18 protein-coding genes are annotated in these 17,320 nt (G+C 70.9%); 15 read left to right on the top strand and 3 right to left on the bottom strand.

The window, feature by feature from the left end; genetic code table 11:
- Positions 1–85: 85 nt before the first annotated feature.
- The 12 genes from secY to truA all read left to right on the top strand — a co-directional run bounded on the left by secY (position 86) and on the right by truA (position 8,676).
- Positions 86–1,393 carry a preprotein translocase subunit SecY gene (gene secY, locus F5972_RS03110; RefSeq protein ID WP_150930837.1) on the top strand — a complete coding sequence of 436 codons (1,308 nt, stop codon included), beginning with the start codon at positions 86–88 and terminating at the stop codon, positions 1,391–1,393.
- Positions 1,393–2,046: an adenylate kinase gene (locus F5972_RS03105; protein ID WP_150930836.1), complete on the top strand. Its 654-nt coding sequence runs from the start codon at positions 1,393–1,395 to the stop codon at positions 2,044–2,046. Before secY ends, F5972_RS03105 begins: the two co-directional genes overlap by 1 nt.
- 86 nt (positions 2,047–2,132) lie before the next feature.
- Complete coding sequence (gene map, locus F5972_RS03100) at positions 2,133–2,975, top strand: type I methionyl aminopeptidase (protein WP_150930834.1); 843 nt, start codon at positions 2,133–2,135, stop codon at positions 2,973–2,975.
- A gap of 65 nt (positions 2,976–3,040) precedes the next feature.
- Positions 3,041–3,487: a DUF1707 SHOCT-like domain-containing protein gene (locus tag F5972_RS03095; RefSeq protein WP_150930832.1), complete on the top strand. Its 447-nt coding sequence runs from the start codon at positions 3,041–3,043 to the stop codon at positions 3,485–3,487.
- A 238-nt stretch (positions 3,488–3,725) separates the two neighbouring features.
- On the top strand, positions 3,726–3,947 hold the full coding sequence (infA, locus tag F5972_RS03090; protein ID WP_030508344.1) for a translation initiation factor IF-1: 222 nt from the start codon (positions 3,726–3,728) through the stop codon (positions 3,945–3,947).
- Between the two features lie 46 nt (positions 3,948–3,993).
- A complete protein-coding gene (gene rpmJ / locus F5972_RS03085) occupies positions 3,994–4,107 on the top strand; it encodes a 50S ribosomal protein L36 (RefSeq protein WP_003956441.1) in 114 nt (37 codons plus the stop codon).
- 219 nt (positions 4,108–4,326) lie between these two features.
- Complete coding sequence (rpsM, locus tag F5972_RS03080) at positions 4,327–4,707, top strand: 30S ribosomal protein S13 (protein WP_111699893.1); 381 nt, start codon at positions 4,327–4,329, stop codon at positions 4,705–4,707.
- A 95-nt stretch (positions 4,708–4,802) separates the two neighbouring features.
- Positions 4,803–5,207 (top strand): 30S ribosomal protein S11, encoded by a 405-nt coding sequence (rpsK, locus tag F5972_RS03075; RefSeq protein ID WP_020542285.1) that lies wholly within the window; start codon positions 4,803–4,805, stop codon positions 5,205–5,207.
- A 20-nt stretch (positions 5,208–5,227) separates the two neighbouring features.
- Complete coding sequence (gene rpsD / locus F5972_RS03070; RefSeq protein WP_150930830.1) at positions 5,228–5,854, top strand: 30S ribosomal protein S4; 627 nt, start codon at positions 5,228–5,230, stop codon at positions 5,852–5,854.
- Positions 5,855–6,011: 157 nt separating this feature from the next.
- Positions 6,012–7,028, top strand: a complete 1,017-nt coding sequence (locus F5972_RS03065) for a DNA-directed RNA polymerase subunit alpha (protein WP_030508347.1) — start codon at positions 6,012–6,014, stop codon at positions 7,026–7,028.
- Between the two features lie 146 nt (positions 7,029–7,174).
- The gene (rplQ, locus tag F5972_RS03060; RefSeq protein WP_150930828.1) at positions 7,175–7,699 is read left to right on the top strand and encodes a 50S ribosomal protein L17; all 525 of its coding nucleotides are present in this window, start codon (positions 7,175–7,177) and stop codon (positions 7,697–7,699) included.
- An 86-nt stretch (positions 7,700–7,785) separates the two neighbouring features.
- Positions 7,786–8,676: a tRNA pseudouridine(38-40) synthase TruA gene (gene truA / locus F5972_RS03055; protein WP_150930826.1), complete on the top strand. Its 891-nt coding sequence runs from the start codon at positions 7,786–7,788 to the stop codon at positions 8,674–8,676.
- Between the two features lie 13 nt (positions 8,677–8,689).
- On the opposite strand, the gene F5972_RS03050 is transcribed toward truA, so the two are convergent.
- The 3 genes from F5972_RS03050 to F5972_RS03040 form a co-directional block, all read right to left on the bottom strand.
- Positions 8,690–12,526: a hypothetical protein gene (locus F5972_RS03050; RefSeq protein ID WP_150930825.1), complete on the bottom strand. Its 3,837-nt coding sequence runs from the start codon at positions 12,524–12,526 to the stop codon at positions 8,690–8,692.
- A 106-nt stretch (positions 12,527–12,632) separates the two neighbouring features.
- A complete protein-coding gene (locus tag F5972_RS03045; protein WP_150930823.1) occupies positions 12,633–13,802 on the bottom strand; it encodes a hypothetical protein in 1,170 nt (389 codons plus the stop codon).
- Between the two features lie 41 nt (positions 13,803–13,843).
- Positions 13,844–14,575 (bottom strand): CAP domain-containing protein, encoded by a 732-nt coding sequence (locus tag F5972_RS03040; RefSeq protein WP_191909913.1) that lies wholly within the window; start codon positions 14,573–14,575, stop codon positions 13,844–13,846.
- Positions 14,576–14,913: 338 nt separating this feature from the next.
- Here F5972_RS03040 and rplM point away from each other — a divergent pair, with 338 nt between their 5' ends.
- The 3 genes from rplM to glmM are packed head-to-tail and all read left to right on the top strand — an operon-like array spanning position 14,914 to position 17,296.
- On the top strand, positions 14,914–15,357 hold the full coding sequence (gene rplM / locus F5972_RS03035; protein WP_150930820.1) for a 50S ribosomal protein L13: 444 nt from the start codon (positions 14,914–14,916) through the stop codon (positions 15,355–15,357).
- A 30-nt stretch (positions 15,358–15,387) separates the two neighbouring features.
- Positions 15,388–15,909: a 30S ribosomal protein S9 gene (gene rpsI / locus F5972_RS03030; protein WP_150930818.1), complete on the top strand. Its 522-nt coding sequence runs from the start codon at positions 15,388–15,390 to the stop codon at positions 15,907–15,909.
- 1 nt (position 15,910) lies between these two features.
- A complete protein-coding gene (gene glmM / locus F5972_RS03025; protein ID WP_150930816.1) occupies positions 15,911–17,296 on the top strand; it encodes a phosphoglucosamine mutase in 1,386 nt (461 codons plus the stop codon).
- The last annotated feature ends 24 nt before the right edge of the window (positions 17,297–17,320 follow it).

The raw sequence follows: 17,320 nt of genomic DNA, 5'->3' as shown, positions 1-17,320 counted from the left end.
AAGCTCTTTGGCAAGTAGTTTCGTCGATGGACGCCTCGTGGCCCATCGCCGACCGTTACCGCGTCACAGGCGCGCAGGAGGGACCGTGCTGACCGCGATTACCCGGGCTTTCCGGACGCCGGACCTGCGCAACAAGTTGCTCTTCACCTTGGGCATCATCGCGCTGTTCCGGCTGGGCTCGGTGCTTCCCACTCCGGGCGTCAACGCCCAGAACGTCGCCCTGTGTCTCGACCAGGCCCAGGCAGGGGACGCCGGCAACATCTACGGGATGGTGCAGCTGTTCAGCGGCGGAGCCCTGCTGAAACTTTCAGTCTTCGCACTGGGCATCATGCCCTACATCACCGCCAGCATCATCCTGCAACTGCTGACCGTGGTCATCCCGCGGCTCGAGGCCCTGAAGAAGGAGGGCCAGGCGGGCACCGCGAAGATCACACAGTACACGCGGTACCTGACCATCGGGCTCGCGGTGCTGCAGTCGACCGCGTTCATCGCGCTGGCCCGCAGCGGGCAGCTCTTCCCGAGCTGCAAGGAGCAGGTCCTGCTCAGCCAGGAGATCTTCCCGCTCGTGACCATGGTCATCACGATGACCGCCGGCACCGCGGTGATCATGTGGCTGGGCGAGCTCGTGACCGACCGGGGCGTCGGCAACGGCATGTCGATCCTGATCTTCACGCAGGTCATCGCCGTCTTCCCGTCCGAGCTGATCAACATCTACCGGCTCAGCCCGTTCAAGTTCGTCGTGGTGATGGTCGTCGGTGTCGTGATGATCGGCGTCGTCGTCTTCATCGAGCAGGCGCAGCGCCGCATCCCGGTGCAGTACGCCAAGCGGATGGTCGGCCGCAGGATGTACGGCGGAACCTCGACCTACATCCCGCTCAAGGTGAACCAGGCCGGCATCATCCCGGTCATCTTCGCCTCGTCGCTGCTGTACCTGCCGCAGCTTCTGGTGACGCTGTTCGGCAACAGCAGCCAGCCGAACGCCGTGATCGAGTGGCTGGCCCAGAACATGGTGCGGGGCGACCACCCGATCTACATGGCCGTGTTCTTCCTGCTGATCATCTTCTTCACGTACTTCTACGTGTCCATCACTTTCAACCCCCCGGAAGTGGCTGACAACATGAAGAAGTACGGTGGGTTCATCCCGGGCATCCGTCCGGGCCGGCCGACCGCCGAGTACCTCAACTACGTGCTCACGCGGCTCACGGCCGCAGGCGCTCCGTATCTGGGTGTCATCTCGCTCATCCCGATCATCGCGCTGGCGGTGGCCGGAGCGAGCCAGAACTTCCCGTTCGGAGGGACCAGCATTCTGATCATGGTTGGTGTGGGTCTGGACACGGTCAAGCAGATCGAGAGCCAGCTCCAGCAGCGCAACTACGAGGGCTTCCTGAGATAGTGCGCGTCGTCCTGGTGGGGCCCCCCGGAGCGGGTAAGGGGACGCAGGCCCAGTTCATCGCATCGCACCTGTCGATCCCGAAAATCTCGACAGGCGACATCTTCCGTGCCAACGTCTCCGGCGGCACGGAGCTCGGCAGGCTCGCCAAGGAGTACATGGACCGCGGCGACCTCGTCCCCGACGAGGTGACGGTCGCCATGGTCCGTGACCGGCTCTCGGAGGACGACGCCAAGGAGGGCTTCCTTCTCGACGGCTTCCCCCGCAACGTGCCCCAGGCCGAGGTCCTCAAGAAGATGCTGGCCGAGTTCGGCACCTCGCTGGACGTCGTCCTCAACCTGGTCGTCGAGGACGACGAGGTCGTACGGCGCCTCGCGGGCCGCCGCACCTGCCGCTCCTGCGGGAAGGTGTGGCACCTGGTGTTCGACCCGCCCGCCACGGAGGGCGTCTGCGACGCCTGCGGCGGCGAGCTCTTCCAGCGGGACGACGACCGCGAGGAGACCATCAGGCGGCGCCTGGAGGTCTACCAGGAGCAGACGGCGCCACTCATCTCCTTCTACGCGGATGAGGGCATCCTGCAGGGCGTCGACGCGACCGGCCCGGTCGAGGAGATCACGCACCGGGCGATGTCGGCGCTGCGGCGGTTCGCCGACTGAGTCGTTACCACGGCCGGGAACGCCACTCCAGATCATGGGGTGGCGTTCAGGCTTATATGGGACAATTTCGAGAGGGGGTGCGTTACGTGTTCAAGAAGAACAGACACGGCATTCAGCTCAAGAGCGCCGCGCAGGTGGAGAAGATGCGCGCGGCCGGCCTGGTGGTCGCCCGTACGCTCGAGCTGCTTCGGACGACCGTGCAGCCCGGCATGACGCCGCTGGATCTCGACGTCGTCGCCGAGGAGGCCATCCGGAACGAGGGCGCGATCCCCTCGTTCAAGGGCTACCAGGGCTTCCCCGCCACGATCTGCGCCTCCGTCAACGACGAGGTCGTCCACGGCATCCCCACCGACCGCCGCAAGCTTCGCGAGGGCGACATCATCTCCATCGACTGCGGCGCCATCCTCGACGGGTGGCACGGCGACTCCGCGATCACCGTGGGGATCGGAGAGGTCGACCCGGCGCTGACCGAGCTCATGCGGGTGACCGAGGAGGCCATGTGGGCCGGCATCGCCGCCCTGCGGGTCGGCGGGCACCTGTCCGACATCGGCTTCCAGGTCGAGCGCTACGTGCGCTCTCAGGGCCGCTACGGCATCCCCCAGGAGTACGGCGGGCACGGGATCGGCACGGAGATGCACATGGACCCCTGGGTGGCCAACCACGGCCGTCCCGGGCGCGGTCCCAAGTTCGAGGCGGGCATGTGCTTCGCGATCGAGCCGATGGTGAACCTCGGCACCGACAGGACCCGCGTGCTCGACGACGACTGGACGGTCGTCACCATCGACGGCCGGCCCTCCGCCCACTTCGAGCACAGTGTCGCGGTGACAGAGGACGGCCCGCTCGTGCTCACCGCGCTGGACGGCGGCGCCTCCCGGTTCCCCCAAGCCGGGGCAGGGGTGACCCCAGAGACCGGAGACACCACTCCCTGATCGGCCCGCCCGGACGGTGCGTGAACCATAATGGGGCGTAACGTTCCGATGACCGGGAGATGGTGATGGCGGCTACGCCCGACATGCGGGCCTCGGACGGCGACCGGGACCGGGTCGCCGCGGCTCTGCGGGAGCATGTGGCCGAGGGCAGGCTCAGCGTCGAGGAGTTCAACGAGCGCTTGGAGCAGCTCTACCGGAGCCGCACGTACGGCGAGCTGGCCACCCTGACCGCCGACCTGCCCGAGATCGACCTGAACCGCCTGCCCGCCGCGGCCGAGAGCGCGCAGCCGCTGCCCGCCCGGCGTGACGACAAGGCGCGGACCGCGCTGAAGGCCGCGTGGGCCGGCTGGGCGGGGATCACCGCCGTGAACTGGGTGGTCTGGCTGACCATCGGGGTCACCTCGGGGCACTTCGTCTATCCCTGGCCGCTCTGGGTCATGGGCCCCTGGGGCACCGTCCTCCTCGCCGGCACTCTCATCGGCGCCGTCGCCAAGCCCCAGCGCCGTCGCTGACCCGCGCCGGGCATTGGCCGTACGCCCTCTCCGGGGGTACCCTGTCATCTGGTTGTGTCGCGACCCCTGCCGTCGTTTCGCATTTCGGCCCGGGTTGTCGTACACTCCTTTGTCGGTTCACTATGACCTTTCGCGCTCAGGCGGCCTTGCTGGTCGCCGCTCTCTGGAAGCGCCCGAAGGTCGCGGCTGCTTAGTGTTCCGAAGCCTCTGACGATCCGATCAGCGAAACGCGAGGGCCATGGCCAAGAAAGACGGCGCCATCGAGATTGAGGGCACTGTTATTGAGTCGCTCCCGAACGCCATGTTCCGGGTGCAGCTCGACAACGGTCACAAGGTCCTGGCCCACATCAGCGGGCGGATGCGGATGCACTACATCCGGATCCTTCCCGATGACCGGGTGGTCGTGGAACTGAGCCCTTACGACCTCAGCCGTGGGCGGATCGTCTACCGGTACAAGTAGGCCCCTCCGTCGAAGGACGGGCCCGTATGCGGAACGAATAAGGACTATGAAGGTCAAGCCGAGCGTCAAGAAGATCTGCGACAAGTGCAAGGTGATTCGCCGGCACGGTCGCGTCATGGTGATCTGCGACAACCTGCGCCACAAGCAGCGCCAGGGCTGAGTCTCTCAGACACGTCGCCACCAGGCCCGCAGGTGAGTCCGTCCAGGTGACGGGCTCGACCCGCGTGAGGGCCACACTGTAGTCGCGTCTCGCACCCGCGCAGGCGGCGAAAGCCGTACCACGCGGGAGACCCCCGGTCGGAGGCCGGGGCCCTCGCCCGGGCATGGGAGGGGAAGCGAGGCGTAAGACCTCCGCCACATCGAAGGAGAATGCCCGACCATGGCTCGCCTGGTTGGCGTCGACCTCCCCCGCGACAAGCGGCTGGAGATCGCTCTCACCTACATTTTCGGAATCGGCCGCACCCGCGCCAAGGAGATCCTTGACGCGACCGGCATCAGCCCCGATCTGCGCGTCCACCAGCTCACGGACGCCGAGATCATCCCGATGCGTGACTACATCGAGGCGAACTACAAGATCGAGGGTGACCTCCGGCGCGAGGTCCAGGCCGACATCCGGCGCAAGATCGAGATCGGCTGTTACCAGGGCATCCGGCACCGCAAGGGCCTGCCCGTCCACGGTCAGCGGACGCAGACGAACGCGCGCACCCGCAAGGGCAAGAAGAAGACCGTCGCCGGCAAGAAGAAGCCCGGCAAGAAGTAGTCCTTAGGCCCCGGCCCGAGGATCTCGCCGGTCACACCGGTTAGGAAGGTCCAGGGGATGGGGCAAGCAGCCACATTCCAGGAGACAGCGCTTAAATGCCGCCGAAGAGCCGCCAGGGCGCACCGAAGAAGGTGCGCCGCAAGGAAAAGAAGAACGTCGCTCATGGGCACGCCCACATCAAGAGCACGTTCAACAACACGATCGTATCGATCACCGACCCGAACGGGAACGTGATCTCCTGGGCCAGCGCCGGCCACGTCGGGTTCAAGGGCTCCCGCAAGTCCACCCCGTTCGCCGCGCAGATGGCGGCCGAGAACGCCGCCCGCCGCGCCATGGAGCACGGCATGCGGAAGGTCGACGTCTTCGTCAAGGGCCCCGGTTCCGGCCGTGAGACCGCGATCCGGTCGCTGCAGGCGACCGGCCTCGAGGTCGGGTCCATCCAGGACGTGACCCCGGTCCCGCACAACGGCTGCCGTCCGCCCAAGCGCCGCCGCGTCTGAGCTCAGGAGAGTAGAGAGAAATGGCTCGTTACACGGGTCCGGACTGCAAGCTCTGCCGTCGTGAGAAGACGAAGCTCTTCCTCAAGGGCAAGAAGTGCGAGTCCGCCAAGTGCCCCATCGAGATCCGGCCGTACCCGCCGGGTGAGCACGGCCGCGGCCGTCCGAAGGAGTCGGAGTACCAGCTCCAGCTCCGTGAGAAGCAGAAGACCCGCCGGATCTACGGCGTCCTCGAGAAGCAGTTCCACAACTACTACGAGGAAGCCAACCGCAAGGCCGGCAAGACGGGTGAGAACCTCCTCCAGATCCTGGAGAGCCGTCTCGACAACGTGGTCTACCGCGCCGGCTTCGCCGAGTCGCGGGACGCGGCCCGCCAGCAGGTGCGCCACGGCCACTTCCTGGTGAACGGCAAGAAGGTCGACATCCCGTCGTACCGCGTGCGCGAGCACGACATCGTCGAGGTCCGCGAGAAGTCGCGCAACCTGCTCCCGTACGAGGTCGCCCGCGCGACCGCCGGTGACAAGACCGTCCCGGCGTGGCTGGGCGCCTCCGCCGAGAACCTGCGCGTCCTCGTGCACCAGCTCCCGGTTCGCCAGCAGATCGACACGCTGGTCCAGGAGCAGCTCATCGTCGAGCTCTACTCGAAGTAGCAGAGCCCGGCGACCTCATGACGCCGTACGGCCCGGCGCATTCCCGGCCGTACGGCATCATTGGTTGTAGGCGAGCGGCGTCAAATAGCGGGCGTCGCCGTAACCGAGGGACCCCTCGTTCGGAGCGACACGGGGGATCCCGGTCAGGAGTAACCACATGCTCATCGCACAGCGCCCGAGCCTCCAGGAGGAGTCGCTCGAGGAGCACCGGTCCAGGTTCATCATCGAGCCGCTGGAGCCGGGCTTCGGCTACACCATCGGCAACTCGCTGCGGCGCACGCTGCTGTCCTCCATTCCGGGGGCGGCGGTCACCAGCATCCGCATCGAGGGCGTGCTGCACGAGTTCTCGACCGTGCCCGGGGTCAAGGAAGACGTCACCGACATCATCCTGAACCTCAAGTCGCTGGTCGTCTCGTCCGAGCACGACGAGCCCGTGGTGATGTACCTGCGCAAGCAGGGTCCGGGTGAGGTGACCGCGGCCGACATCGCGCCGCCGGCCGGTGTCGAGGTGCACAACCCCGACCTGCACATCGCCACGCTGAACGGCAAGGCGAAGCTGGAGATGGAGCTGACCGTCGAGCGCGGCCGCGGCTACGTCTCCGCCGCGCAGAACAAGCAGCCGGGCCAGGAGATCGGGCGCATTCCGATCGACTCGATCTACTCCCCGGTCCTCAAGGTCACCTACAAGGTCGAGGCCACCCGTGTCGAGCAGCGCACGGACTTCGACCGCCTGATCCTCGACGTCGAGACCAAGCCGTCCATGAAGCCCCGCGACGCGGTGGCCTCGGCCGGCAAGACCCTGGTCGAGCTCTTCGGCCTGGCTCGCGAGCTCAACGTCGAGGCCGAGGGCATCGACATCGGCCCGTCGCCGACGGACGCCGCTCTGGCGGCCGACCTGGCGCTGCCGATCGAGGAGCTCAACCTCACGGTTCGCTCCTACAACTGCCTCAAGCGCGAGGGCATCCACACCGTGGGTGAGCTCGTCGCCCGCAGCGAGCAGGACCTGCTGGACATCCGCAACTTCGGCGCCAAGTCGATCGAAGAGGTCAAGCAGAAGCTGCACGAGATGGGCCTCGCTCTCAAGGACTCCCCGCCCGGGTTCGACCCCTCCGCCGTGGCCGGCGGCGGGTACGACGACGAGGACGGCGGGTTCATCGAGACCGAGCAGTACTGATCGCCCGTTCTCCAGCAGCGGCACCACCGTTTCGTGCCGCCCCGCGAGGCGGCACGAAACGGCGATGACAGTCACGACCGGTACGCCGGTCGGCCCGACCCCGGTACCTGACACGGCCGGGGCGGGTTATCCATGAGGAGCATCACATGCCCAAGCCCACCAAGGGCCCCCGCTTCGGCGGCAGCCCGGCCCACGAGCGGCTGATCCTGGCGAACCTCGCCACCGCGCTGTTCGAGAACGGCCGGGTGCGCACCACCGAGGCCAAGGCGAAGCGCCTCCGCCCGCTCGCGGAGAAGCTGATCACCAAGGCGAAGAAGGGCGACATCCACAACCGTCGCCAGGTGCTGACGGTCGTCCGTGACAAGGGCGTCCTCCACCACCTCTTCACCGAGATCGCGCCGACGTTCGCCGAGCGTCCCGGTGGCTACACCCGGATCACCAAGCTCGGCCCGCGCAAGGGCGACGCCGCCCCCATGGCGATCATCGAGCTGGTGACCGAGCAGCTCAACCCGGTGCGGACCACCCGTACGGCTCCGGCCGCGCAGGCCGCGCCCGCCGCCGCTCCGGTGGAGGCGGACGTCGAGGAGACGCCCGCGGCTCAGGACGAGACGGCCGAGGCTCCCGAGGCCGCCGAGGAGTCGGCACAGGGTGAGAAGAAGGACGAGGCCTGATCCGACAGGCTCCGTGAGCGGGCTCAGTTTCCCTTCCGGGGGCGCTGGGCCCGTTCTTCGTTTTCCGGACCGGCACGAGGGATGTCGTGGAGCGAGAACTACGGCTGAGGCTGGACCTCGGTTACGACGGCACCGACTTCTCGGGATGGGCCCGCCAGCCGGGGCGGCGGACCGTGCAGGGGGAGATCGAGGACGCCCTCGGCCGGATCCTGCGCCTGGATCCCGCGCCGTCGCTGACCGTCGCGGGCCGCACCGACGCGGGCGTCCACGCGCGGGGACAGGTGGCGCACGTCGACGTGCCGCTCGCCGCGACCGTCGCGGTCTCGTCCGGGCGCGGGCCCGCTCCCGAGGACCCGGAGGGGGTCTGGCGCGAGCGCGGCGCTGAGCTGCTCGCTACGCTGACGCGGCGGCTGGCCGGTGTCCTGCCTCCGGATGTGCGGGTGCACGCCGTCAGCGTGGCGCCCGAGGGCTTCGACGCCCGTTTCTCCGCGCTGTCGCGCCGGTACGGCTACCGCGTCGGCGACGCGCCGGGCGGGGTCGATCCGCTGCGGCGGCGCGAGGTGCTCTGGTACGCCCGGCCGCTCGACGTCGGCCTGCTGAACGCCGCCGCCGCCCGCCTGCTGGGGGAGCACGACTTCGCCGCGTTCTGCCGGAGGCGGGAGGGCGCGACCACGATCCGCGAGTTGCAGCGGCTCGACTGGGTCAGGGGCGAGGACGGCATCCTGCTCGCCACCGTGGTCGCCGACGCCTTCTGCCATTCGATGGTCCGGGCGCTGGTCGGCTCGCTGCTGACCGTCGGGGAGGGCAGGCGGCCCGTCGAGTGGCCCGGCGAGGTGCTGGCGACAGCCGTACGGGACTCGGGGGTGCACGTCGCGCCCGCGCACGGGCTGACGCTGGAGGAGGTGCGCTACCCGGAGCCCGGGGAGCTGGCCCGGCGCGCCGCCGCCACGCGCCGGGTGCGTACGCCGACCGCCTGACGCCCCGCCGGGCTCAGCGGGTGGCGCGCTTCTGGATGACCTTGGTCATGTGGTCGCGGAAGGCGCCGCTGATCTGGCCGAGGCCCGTGTCCTTGGCGTCCGGCGTGTGCCCGTCGGCGTAGGTGGCGTAGCTGAAGACGATGTAGCGCCCCCAGACCATCCCCGCCGCGTAGCCGCCGGAGATCGTCACCTTGTCGGCCCCGCTCGCCTGCGTGCCGTTGAGGCCGCGGAACCAGACGTTGGCGCCGAGGTTCTTCTCCCGGTCCACCGCGAGCGCCGCCACCTTGCTGGGCAGCACCGCGATGCCCGCGGTGACCGCGTAGTCGCGCTTGCCGTCCACGTACGTGGCTCTGAGCACCCGCCGGCACTGCTGGTCGGTGAGGGCCGTGGCGAACGCGCCCGCGGCCGCCTTGCCGCAGTCGTCGGTCACGTCGACCTTGACGCGGCGGTAGGTGCGTCCGTCCAGCGTCACCTTCTCGTCGGGGAAGGCCTCACCGGGCTTGAGGGTCCGGGGATCGGTCTGCTCGGTGTCCAGGATGGTGGAGGCGACCGCGGCGCTCGGCTGCGGCGCCGCGGGGGACGGAGCGGCGCCGACCGGCGATGTGCGGGGCTGCGGGCCGCTTTCCGGCTCGCCCGCGTACGCGAAGTAGGCCGCGGTGCCGATCGCGCCCACGACGACCACAGCGCCGGCGGCCATCAGGATCCGCTTGACCTTCCCGCCCTGGGGGGGAGGGGTGGCGGACCCGAGCGTCGCGGGCAGGTTGCTGCCGGGCGCTGCCGGGGGCGGCCCGAACCCGGGCGGAGGGGCGGGCCTGCCCGCACTGGCCGGGGTCACCGGCGTGAACGCGAACGGGGTCTCGCCGTTCGGCTGAGTGGAGGAGCCGGTTGTAGGGGATGTCGTTGGCATCTGTCCTGAATCGGTGTCGGGGGAGGCCGCCCGCTGAGCGTCGTCGGTCTCGGACGGGCTCACGGGCGGCGCGTCGTACGGTGCCGTGCCGGGGTCCGGCGCGGCGGGCGGAGCGTCCCCGGGGGACGTTCCGGACGGTGCGTAGCCAGGAGGCAGATTGAGGATCTGGCCCGGAAGCAGGCCCGGGATCTGGCCCGGGAGGTGGTTCGGCGCCTGACCGGGCGGCTGCGACGTTGTGGTGTAGGGGCCCTCGGGGGACGGCGGGGGAACCGGCCACGTCCCCTCCTGCGGGGAGGGCGGCGGGCCGCCGTACGGGCCTGGGCCGCCCTGGTCGTGGTGCGCGCCGTGCTGACCACCCGCGTGCGCGGCCTGCTGACCGGGTTCGTACGGCCCGCCCGGCATCGGGAACCCCTCGATCGGGGTCACCGCCTGGCCGATCTCCGCTCCGAAGCCCGCGGGCGGCCCCGCCGGAAGGGCGTACGGGCCGGATGCGGCACCCGCGCCGTCGTCGGCGGCGGTGGTGGGCGGCAGGGCGTCGTAGGGCTCGGTGGCTCCGGGCGGCAGGGCGTCGTAGGGCGAGGAGGCGTTCCCGCCGGCCTCGTTCCTGCCCGACTCGTCTCCGCCGGCCTCGTCCCTGCCCGCGTCGTCCCTGTCTTGGGAGGACGGCCGGTCACCGGCGCCCTGAAGGTGCGGCGTGGGACCCGAGCCGGGATCGCCGGTCAGGGCGCCGGCGGCCGAGGCCGCGTCGCCCGCCGTGCCATCCGCCGGGCCGTCCGTGCGGCCGGGGGCGTCGCTTGCTCCGGCGTCGTGGTGCTGGTCGCTCGGCACACTCAGCTCACCGGACGCGTCCCCCGCCCAGCCGTCCGTGCGATCGGCGAGGCCGCTCGGTGAGGCGGCGTAGTGCTGATCGTTCGCCCCGCCCGTGCCGGAGTGCCGACCGGCCCGCCCGCTCAGCTCGCCGGATGGGGCAGCCTGGTCACCGGGAATGCCGGGTCGCCCGGGGACGGGGGAGGCGCCGGTCGGTCCGTTTCCGCCGCTCCGATCACCGCTCTGATCGTTGTCGTTGCCGACGGCACCGGATGGGCCGCTCTCGTGGGTGCCCCGGTAGACGCTTGAGGGCGGCCACGAACTCCCGGCGCGGCCCTCTCCCTGGGTATCGGGCTCACCCGGCAGCCTCGGCGGCCACACGGGCACGTCACCGGGTTCCCCGGGGCGGATCGACGCGGCGGAGGAGGCGTGGGCCTCGCCGTACGCGTCGCCCGGCTCGCCCGAAGCCGGTGCCCGGAGCGCGTCGCCGGGCTGTGCGGACACCGGGGTGTCCGGCGCGGCGGTCGAGTCCGGGGACGATGAGGGGACAGGCGCGGCGCCGCCGCCGACGTCCCGCGCCGGTTCCGCCTGTTGTGCCTGACGAGGCTCCGCCGATTGCGAGGGCACGCTCTGGGCTCCCGGCTGACCGGGGTCTCCAGGCACCCACCTCGCGTCTTCCGCCGACTGCCCCTCCACAGGGTCCGGCGTCCATGCGGCGAACGACGGCACCCCGGGTGAGGGCTCGTCGGACCGTGAGCCCTCGGGCGGGTACGCCTGCGTCCCGTCGGGGCCCACCTGCCGCCACCAGGGAGCTTGGGGCTCCTGCGGCGGCTGAGACGACGACGGGGGCTCGGCGCCCTCCGGAGACTGCCATTCGGACGCGCCGGGGTTCTGCTGGGGCGGGACCGGGCCGGGGTGGGCCGCTCCCTGCCAGCCAGGTGAGCCCCCGCCCTGGGCTGGAGGTTGCCATGCCGGTGGTCCGCCCTGCACAGGAGGCTGCCAGGGCGTCGGTCCCCCCTGGGCTGGAGGTTGCCAGGCCGGTGGGCCTCCCTGCGCGGGAGGCTGCCAGGACGGCGGGTCCCCACCCTGCTGCCACGGAGGCAGGTCCGGCCCTGACGCGGGCTGCCGTGGAACCCAGCCGAAGCCCGGCTCGGAGTGCGGCGCGGGGTGCGGCGCGGCCGGGCCGCCCGCGTACGGTCCTGCCCCCGGATCCGGCTGCGGGCCAGGGTGCGGGCCCGTGTACGGTCCGCCGGGAACGGGCCGGCCCAGGTTCTCCTCTGCGTCGCGCGGACGGCGCGGCGCGGGAAGAGCCCCGGCGTCCGGCTGCGGACCGGGCGGGACATGTTGGATGCCGGGCATGCCGTGCTGCGGGGCGGGAGGGCCGGGCTGCGCCCCCGGCGGAAGCGGGTGGGCGCCGTATGGGCCGTACTGCGTGCCCGGCTGAGGGCCGGCCTGGGAGCCGGGGTGACCGCCGGGCGGAAGCGGATGCGTGCCCGGCGGGACAGGCTCCGGGCCGGACGGGTTCAGCGGGCCGGGTGGGACGGGATGACCGCCGTGCGCGCCGGGGTGCGGGCCGGGTGGGACGGGATGACCGCCGTGCGCGCCGGGGTGCGGGCCGGGTGGGACGGGATGACCGCCGTGCGGGCCGGGCTGTGCGCCCGGGGGGACGAGGTGACCGCCGTGCGGGCCGGGCTGTGCGCCCGGGGGGACGAGGTGACCGCCGTGCGGGCCGGGCTGTGCGCCCGGGGGGACGAGGTGAGCGCCGTGGGCGGGGACGCCACCGCCCTCGGCCGGTGGGGTGTCAGAGGCCGGGATGGCCCTGAACCTGTTCGTGTTCTCCGGGTCGTCATCGTCGTCGTAGCCGCCCTGCGCCCGCAGGCCGCCCTGGAAGCCGTACCGGGTCGGATAGGGGACGGCCGGCGACGTCCACGGGTCTCCCTCGCCCGCCGCGCGGGCGGCGTCGGGAGCCCAGGCGGAGTCCTCGTCCGGCTCCGCCCGGCCGTGGCCGGACGGCGGCGTCTGCCCGAAGCTCGGCGGTGGCGTCGCGGGTGCCGTCGCCGAGCCGTCGGCGTCCGCCTCGCTGCGAGCCCACGCCGTGTCACGTTCGTGCTCGGAACCGGAATCCTTGCCACGCATAGCCGGAAGCGTAACGGCGCGGACGCGATCGGCGTGCCTTCATGGGGGTTTCGGTCTGCCTTCCCGGACTGGCCCGCGCCGCCCTCACCTCAGTGAACGTGTCGTCTCAACTGGGACCGCCGTTGAGCGCACGCGTGTCGAGGGCAGGGTAAACAGACGCGTCGGCTATGTCCGTCGCCGCCTGGTACAGCTTTTTGAGCTCGCTCTTGGTGGGTTTGTGGCCGTCCTTGAACTGGAACCACAACAGCACCGCGTAGTGCCCGTAAGTCCAGCCTCCCGCCGACGCCTCACCGCTGCCGAGGTGCTTGGTGGCCTCGTCCTTGCCGGGGAGCGGCTTGAGGAAGTCCTTGCGCTCGTCGCCGGCTCCGGCGGAGGCGACCTTCTTCGCCATCGCCGAGGTCCTGAGGTTGGCGACCCCCACGGTGCCGATGATCGTGCCCTTGGCGTCCGCGAAGCTCGCGCGCAGCAACTGCGTGCAGCCGGCCGTCTTGAGCGCCTTCGTGATCTTCTCGCCGGTGACGCCGTCCGCGCACTTCTTCTCCTTGCGCGTCGCCGTGCGGACGTACGCCCGCTTGTTGTTGACCGGCTTGGCCTTGCCGAAGACCTCTCGCAGCGACAGCGGGCTCTTGTCGGTCGCCCGCGAGGCCGCGTATCCGTACTTGGTCATCGGGCGGTCGGACACGAGCGGTGTGGGACGGGCCGTGGGGCCGGGGTCCGGCGGGGGCGGCTCCTCGTTGTGGGCGGCGTACCAAAGACCGGTGAGAAGCGCGCCGATCAGGGCCAGCAGGGCGAGGCCGAGCACCCAGGGACGGCGCCACAGGGGGCCGCGGTCGTCGGGATCCCACTGGGGCTCGGGCGGGGGCGCCACCCGCGGAACGGCGGCCTCGCGCCGTATCTCCCGGTTCTCCTGGTCCTGGTCCGGGCCGATCTCGCCCAGCCGGGGCACGCTCACGGGGTCGTACGGCCCGCCCGGCCCGCCCGGGCCGGCCTCCCGGCGCGGGGCGTACGGCGACTGGTCGCGGCCGGAGTACGGCGAAGGCTCCCGACCCGCGTACGGCGGCTGCTCGCGGTTTCCGTAGAGCGGCTGCTCCCGCCCCTGCTCCCGCCCCTGATCACGGTCCCCGTACGGAGGCTGCTCGCCGCCGTAGGGCGCCTCGCGGCGGGAGGACGAGCGGGGCGAGTCGTCCCCTGCTCCGTACGGCGGCAGGTCCCGCCTGCGGGGATCGGGGGGGAAGTGCGGCTGGCGAGGTGGTTGCTGGTCGCCGGGATAACCCATGGCGCTGAGATTAGTCGGCGATATGGACAGATGAGGAAGGGTCAGGAATAACCGAAGTCCTCGGTCCACCACGGACCTCCGGGGCCCGCGCTCACGCCGACCCCGGTCGCGACCAGGCGGCAGTTGAGCAGCGTGGCGCGGTCTGTCGGGCCGGCCATCCAGCCGCGTACGACCTGCTCGGCGGTGTCGTAGCCACGCGCGATCGTCTCGGCCCCGCCGTCGCGGTAGCCCGCGGCCCCCATGCGGTCCCAGGGGGTGGCTCCTCCCGGCGAGGTGTGCCGGAACCGGTTGCCCGCCGCCATCTCCTCCGAGTGCGCGCGGGCGGAGGTGACCAGACGGGGGTCCACGCGCAGCGGCCCGCATCCGTGCCTGCGGCGCTCGATGTTCACCAGGCGCACGAGCTCGGCCTCCATCGAGGCGAAGCGCATCGGGTCCTCACCGTAGGAGCCGCTTTCCCCGCCGGTCTCCGGTGTGAGCGTGGTGGTGTACGACGAGCCGCCGCCGGAGCCGTCGATCATGGTCGACGGCCGCTCCCGCCGGGATCTGGGCACCGGGGTCGCACTGGCGGTGACCTGGGGCGCCTCCGTGCGCGCCACGGGTTCGAGGGGCGGCCGGTCCCGCCGCGCCGTGGCGAGGGCGTCCGCGCTGGGAGACGGCGGCCCGGGCTGCGACTCGCGCAGGTAGACGTTCCCGACGCGGTCCGGGGCGGCGGTCACCCGGCCGATGACGACGCCGGTGAGAAGGACGGCGACGGCGCACGCCAGCAAACCCATCTGAGTCACCCGGAAGGGGCCCCGAAGGGTATTCCTTTTGTGAGGGGTCTGCCACATGCCGCCGTCAAATATAGGGACCTGCGGCAGGGGGGAAGAAGAGGCGCATGGGGATGGATTTGATGAACGTTCAATTGTGTCGTTCCAGACACCCCTTCCGTCCGTCGTTTTGACCACGCGGAACGAGGGCGGTAGTCTGCGAGTTCGTTGTGTGTGGACCGGTCTGCCCGCAGACCGGTGCACGGCGCGTCCGGCGTCTTCTCCCGTACATGTGGAGACGGAGGTTGTCGCCGTGCCTGCGCAACCTACCGAGAGTTCACATTCCGACAGAAGGCACTGCCGTGCGCACGTTCTCACCGAAGCCCAACGACGTCGAACGTCAGTGGTACGTCATCGACGCGACCGACGTCGTGCTCGGTCGGCTGGCCAGCCAGGTGGCGACCCTGCTCCGCGGGAAGCACAAGCCGATCTTCGCCCCGCATGTCGACACGGGTGACTTCGTCATCGTCATCAACGCCGGCAAGGTCGCTCTCAGCGGCAACAAGCTGGAGCAGAAGAAGGCGTACCGCCACTCGGGTTACCCCGGCGGTCTGCGCGCCGTCAGCTACGGCGAGCTCATGGAGAAGCGCCCCGACCGGGCCGTCGAGAAGGCCGTCCGGGGCATGCTTCCCAAGAACTCCCTGGGCCGGAAGATGGCCAAGAAGCTGAAGGTCTACGCCGGTGCCGAGCACCCGCACCAGGCCCAGCAGCCGGTGGCCTTCCAGATCACCCAGATCGCCCAGTAATCGCGAGCCAGGAAAGTTAAGAGGAGAACCGTGGCCGAGCCCACCGGTATCGAGACGCTCGTCGAGGGCGAGCCGGAAGACTACTCCCCGGAGGAGTTCCCCTCCGAGTACACCAGCGAGTCGGCCCCCGCCGGCGAGGGCGCCGCGCGCAAGCCCGTCACCACGGGCAACTCGTACGGCACCGGCCGCCGCAAGGAGGCCATCGCCCGGGTCCGCATCGTGCCGGGCACCGGCAAGTGGACCATCAACGGCCGCTCGCTGGAGAGCTACTTCCCGAACAAGGTGCACCAGCAGCTCATCAACGAGCCGTTCGTCGTCCTCGGGGCCGAGGACGCCTTCGACGTCATCGCCCGCATCGACGGCGGTGGCGTGACCGGCCAGGCCGGCGCCCTGCGCATGGGCCTGTCCCGCGCGCTCGCCATCCTGGACGCCGAGGTCAACCGCCCGCCGCTGAAGAAGGCCGGCTTCCTCACCCGTGACGCCCGCGCCACGGAGCGGAAGAAGTACGGCCTCAAGAAGGCCCGCAAGGCTCCGCAGTACAGCAAGCGCTAACGTGGCGCGGGAGCCCGTAGGCGCCTCCTCCGGGGGGCGCCTCTTCGGCACCGACGGGGTACGTGGGGTCGCCGGTCGCGACCTCACCGCGGAACTGGCCATGGATCTCTCCGTGGCCGCCGCGCACGTGCTCGGAGACGCCGGGGCGTTCCACGCCAGTGTCGGGCGGCGCGGCCGCCCGATCGCCGTCGTAGGCCGGGATCCGCGAGCTTCAGGAGAGTTCCTGGAGGCCGCCGTGGTCGCCGGCCTCGCGTCGTCCGGCGTGGACGTCCTTCGACTCGGTGTGCTGCCCACCCCGGCGGTCGCGTACCTGACCAACGCCCTGGGCGCCGACCTCGGTGTCATGCTCTCGGCGTCGCACAACCCCGCGCCCGACAACGGCATCAAGTTCTTCACGCGGGGCGGCTACAAGCTGCCCGACGCGGTGGAGAACGAGATCGAGCAGCGGCTCGGGGAGAAGTGGGACCGCCCGGTCGGCCCGGCCGTGGGCCGGGTCCGGGAGGCGTACGGCGAGGCGGACAGGTATGTCTCGCACCTGCTGACCACCCTGCCCCACCGTCTCGACGGGCTGCGGGTCGTCGTCGACTGCGCGCACGGCGCGGCGCACATGGTCGCTCCGGAGGCGCTGCTGCGCGCGGGCGCGGCCGTGGAGACCATCGGCGCCGCACCCGACGGGCTGAACATCAACGACGGTGTGGGCTCGACCCACCTGGCCCCCCTGCGGGAGGCCGTCGTCGAACGCGGCGCCGACCTCGGCATCGCCTACGACGGCGACGCCGACCGCTGCCTCGCGGTGACCGCCGCGGGCGAGGAGATCGACGGCGACCAGATCATGGCGATCCTGGCCCTGGCGATGCATGCCGACGGCCGCCTCGCCAAGGACACGGTCGTCGCCACGGTGATGTCCAACCTCGGGTTCAAGATCGCTCTGCGGGAGGCCGGCCTGTCCGTGGTGGAGACCACGGTCGGCGACCGGTACGTCCTGGAGGCGATGCAGGACGGCGGCTACAACCTCGGCGGCGAGCAGTCCGGTCATGTGATCATGCTGGATCACGCCACGACCGGCGACGGCCTGCTCACCTCGCTGCACCTGATGGCGGAGGTGGCACGGCAGGGCCGTTCTCTCGCCGATCTGGCGTCGGTGATGACGAAGCTGCCGCAGGTGCTCGTCAACGTGCGGGACGTGGCCAGGTCCAAGGCCTCGGCGCCCGAGCTGCGGGCGGCCGTCGCGGAGGCGGAGTCCGAGCTCGGGGAGACCGGGCGGGTGCTGATCCGGCCGAGCGGCACCGAGCCCATGATCCGGGTCATGGTCGAGGCCGAGTCACAGGAGCAGGCCAGGACCGTGGCGGACCACCTCGCGGGCGTCGTCCGAGAGGTCTGCGCCTGACCCCCATCGGTACGGACGGCGCGC

This window comes from Microbispora cellulosiformans (genome assembly GCF_008728085.1).
In the GTDB taxonomy this organism is placed as follows: domain Bacteria; phylum Actinomycetota; class Actinomycetes; order Streptosporangiales; family Streptosporangiaceae; genus Microbispora; species Microbispora amethystogenes.
Note: the sequence above shows the minus strand (reverse complement) of the source record. Positions and strands in the feature narration are given on the sequence as shown.